Annotated in this window: 3 protein-coding genes; 1 reads left to right on the plus strand and 2 read right to left on the minus strand. The window is 66.8% G+C overall.

The features are described from left to right. A partial coding sequence (locus Q0R23_RS16315) for a bifunctional UDP-sugar hydrolase/5'-nucleotidase (RefSeq protein WP_293914693.1) occupies positions 1–1,590 on the minus strand: 1,590 nt, incomplete at its 3' end. A gap of 159 nt (positions 1,591–1,749) precedes the next feature. Continuing rightward, positions 1,750–3,060 (minus strand): type II restriction endonuclease, encoded by a 1,311-nt coding sequence (locus tag Q0R23_RS16320; RefSeq protein WP_293914695.1) that lies wholly within the window; start codon positions 3,058–3,060, stop codon positions 1,750–1,752. A gap of 237 nt (positions 3,061–3,297) precedes the next feature. Here Q0R23_RS16320 and Q0R23_RS16325 point away from each other — a divergent pair. Beyond that, positions 3,298–3,722 (plus strand): four-helix bundle copper-binding protein (locus Q0R23_RS16325; protein WP_293914697.1); only part of this gene is annotated, 425 nt, incomplete at its 3' end.

Below are 3,722 nucleotides of genomic sequence, written 5' to 3' on the forward strand. Positions count from 1 at the left end.
GATGGTGCCTTTCGCCTTGATGGCGTCGAGGATCACCTGGGCGTCTTGCTCGCGGGTGGTGCCCTGACCGTCGGCCAGCATGGTGTAGCCGTCGCCGCCGGTGTTGGTGAAGTCGGGCAGCGCCAGGGTATAGCTGGTGGCACCCTTCAGGATGGGGATCCCGCCGTCGAGCGTGACGCTCACGACCCGCGATCCCACCGGCTTGCTGACATCGTACTTGTACGAGAATCCGGAGATCTGAAGGAAGCGTCCACTGGAGCCGGGCAGCGCCGAGACGCTATTTTCCAGTACAGCGTAAAGCTGGGTGCCCGTCACCGTCCGGGTCACCACCGAGTTGCCGAAGGGCAGCACCGAGTACACGTCGCCCGCCACCAGGTCGTAGGGCGGTCCGGCCTGGTAGCCGGGGGCGAGACGCCGCAGCGTGGTGTCCTGCGGCGCATAGCTGCCCGGCAGCGGCGAGCGGAGGGTGCCGCCGTTGACGATGGCGAGCTGGGTGCCGTAGCGGGCGCGCACCGCGTCGGTGATCAGGTCGCCGAGGGCCACCTCACCCAGCCGCTCGTTGTTGTTCGCGCGCGGGAAGACGTCCGTGGCCACCCCGATCTTGGTATCGAGCTGCGCGGCCAGTTGAGCGCGGTAGGGCGCCAGTTGCGCCACCACAGCGGGATCGGGCGTGACCCCAGCCGTCTTGGGCACCACAAAGGTGTTGCTGCGGTCCAGCACGGCGCCGTTGGCCCGGTCATAGCTCAGGGCCACCCGCGCATACGAAGCGCCCTTGCTGAGATTCTCGACCACCAGCGTCTTGCCGAAGGTGCCGCTGTACTGGACGTTGGTGTGGTCCCCGAAGATCACGTCGTAGCCGGTCACCTTGCTGGCAAAGTCGATCAGTGGACCACTGGGGGCCTTGCTGGTGGCGTCAATGCTCGTCACGCCCATGTGGGTCAGGGCCACGAAGACCTGAGCGCCCTCGGCCTTGGCAGCCAGGCGGGCCTGCTCGGCGGCGGCCACCGGCTCGGTGATCTGGATAGTGCCGAACGCCGTGGGTGAAACCAGTTCCTTGGTCTCGGGGTTGGTGATCCCGACCACCGCCACCTTGACGCCACCGACGGTGAAGATTTTGTACGGCTTGACGTTGTTCAGGTTGCCGCTGAGGTTACTCAGGTTGGCCGAGACATAACTGAATTTGGCGGCGTCAATCAGCGTCTGGAGCGGCGCCAGTCCCCGGTCGAAGTTGTGGTTGCCGAAGGTTCCGGCGTCCAGACCCATCAGGTTCAGTGCCTCAAGGGCGGGCTTCTCACCGAAAAAGCTCGACAGCGGTGGGGACGCGCCGTAGTCGTCGCCCGCCGTGACGGTCAACGTATTGGGATTGGCGGCGCGGTCCTGTTTGAAGTAGGCGCTCAGCACGGCGGCGCCGCCCGCCTGGTAAGCCGTATCTCCACTGCCGAAGCTGAGTGGATCGAGCTGACCATGCCAGTCGGAGATGTCCAGGAACTGCAAGGTGACCGGGTCGGGCGCCAGGACCGGCGCTGGCGTGGGGGCACAGGCGACCAGGACAGCGGAAATGGCCGCCAACTTCAGAACAGCGTATTTCATCAATACTCCTTTGGCACTGGAACAAACGTCTGGCCCGGCATCTGGACGACTGGTGACCGGCTTCATTGGCGCTCAGGGCTGATCGACGCAGTCTACAGAATGCTCATCACGGCTTGATCAGGTGGTCTGCCTCACCCGGTCTGCCGCGCGGAGGCGGGTTCAGTCCAGGTCGTCCAGCCGCTGGGAGACCGCTTCCACGGCTTTGAGCCCTTGCCCGAAGCGGGCCATGCTCTCCCGGTGGCGCTCCAGCTCACCGTAAGGCAGGTAACGCACGCCCAGATCCCGGACCCGGCTGAAGGCCGGGCGGCGCAACTGCTCCATGACGTCCCGCTGGCGCCCGTCCGGCGCCACCAGATACAGTCCGGCCACCACCTGCCCTGGCGCCCCAAGAGCCAGGTCGAGCATTCGCACGATGCCCGAGTAGATGCTGGTGGTGTGCTCGACCTCGAACGCGGCGATCACCTCGCTGCCATTGGCGTTTGTGGCAGCGGCGTCCAGCCACAGCACGTCGATCAGCCGCACGGCGTCGGCGCCGGGCCGCCCCATCAGATTTGCTGGCAGGGTGGTGGCGCAGCCGTCGCCGAGCTTGCCCCCGGCGTAGGGGCGCGAGACGTCGTTGGCCGCGATCCAGACCCGGAAGCCCAGGGCCAATCCCAGGTCGCGCAGCCAGCCCTGCACCTCGGTGTGGCTGCGGTCCTGCTCGCTGGCCGCGCTGCGGGCCCGGCTGGCCGCCGCCGTCTCCTCCCGCACGCGCGCCAGGTCCGACTGCCAGGCGCCCAGGGCCGCGTCGTCACCGCTGCGGGGCGGCGGTGTGAAGCGGCCCTGGCCCAGATCGAACATCAACCCGGCCACCGCCCCCAGATCGTTGGAGAGTAGATGGCGGTGCTCATTGGTCAGGCGCAGCAGCCCCGCACGCAGCGCCAGGTACTCCTCCCACTTGCCGAGTTTGACCCTGGCGCCGGTCAGGGCGTTGTAGCCGTTCACGATGGCGGTGTTGAACGGAGGCATGTGGGTCGGGTGCAGGAAGTACATCAGATTCGCGGCGGCTGGCCCCAGGCCCTTGATGCGGTGGCGGTCCAGTGCCCGGACGGCCTCGACCAGCTCGTCGGCCTCGGTGCAGCACACGCAGGTATCCAGGAAGTGGCCAAAGGCACGCTGATGGGCCGGGTTCTCGTAGATGTCCGGAATCCGCAGTTTGGGCTTCCAGAGAAAGGCGTGATCGGCTCCTTTGAAAATCTGGCGCTGCTCGGCTACCGAATGCACCACGGTTTCCAGGCTCGATCCCCGGTACTGGGTGCCGAAGGTGCCCTCGCGGATGTCGCGCACCACGCTCTGGACACCGCGCCGGATCGAGCGGAAATTCTTGAGACGCTCCTCCCATAAAAACCAGGTCTGGTAGGTGGCGCCGGGGTCGTCCCGCCAGCGGCGAATCAGGGCGTCCAGCGGGGCATCGGCAGCGAGTCCAGTCACGTTGATCGCACGCTAGCACGCCGCAGGGCGCCTCGCTGCCGCTTAACTGAGCTGAAGCGTTCGTTGTGCTCCCCTTCACGCCACTCACCGTTTTACAGGATCTTGACACGGCGCCGTTTACGCTGAAGCCCTCAACAGGAGGTGCGCTTCACAAGCTCATGGCCGTGCGGCCCCGGCAGTCGCCCCCACTTCGCCTGGATATTCCTCGACACCTTGCATCTTGATCACGGAGGACTTATGACCACCCCCACCCCAAACGCCAGTACTCAGGCCGTCTCACGGATGCTCCAGACCCACCCCCGCCGCGCTCAGGTCAAGTATGATCCGGCGGCCCTGCTGGAGTGTATCGCCGCCTGCTTCGAGTGCGCCCAGGTCTGCACCGCCTGCGCCGACGCCTGTCTGGGCGAGGGCGAGCACCTTCCGCACCTGGTTCACTGCATCACCTTGAACAGTACCTGCGCCGACATCTGCCTGGCCACGGGCCGCGCCCTGCTGCGGCAGACCGACCCGGACGAGGCCGTCGTGCGCGCCCAACTCCAGGCCTGTCTGAGCGCCTGCCAGGCCTGCGCCGCCGAGTGCGAGGGCCACGCCCGCGACATGAACATGCAGCACTGCGCGGTCTGCGCCGAGAGCTGCCGCCGCTGTGAGCGGGCCTGCCAGGC

Source organism: Deinococcus sp., from assembly GCF_025362455.1.
Taxonomy (GTDB): domain Bacteria; phylum Deinococcota; class Deinococci; order Deinococcales; family Deinococcaceae; genus Deinococcus.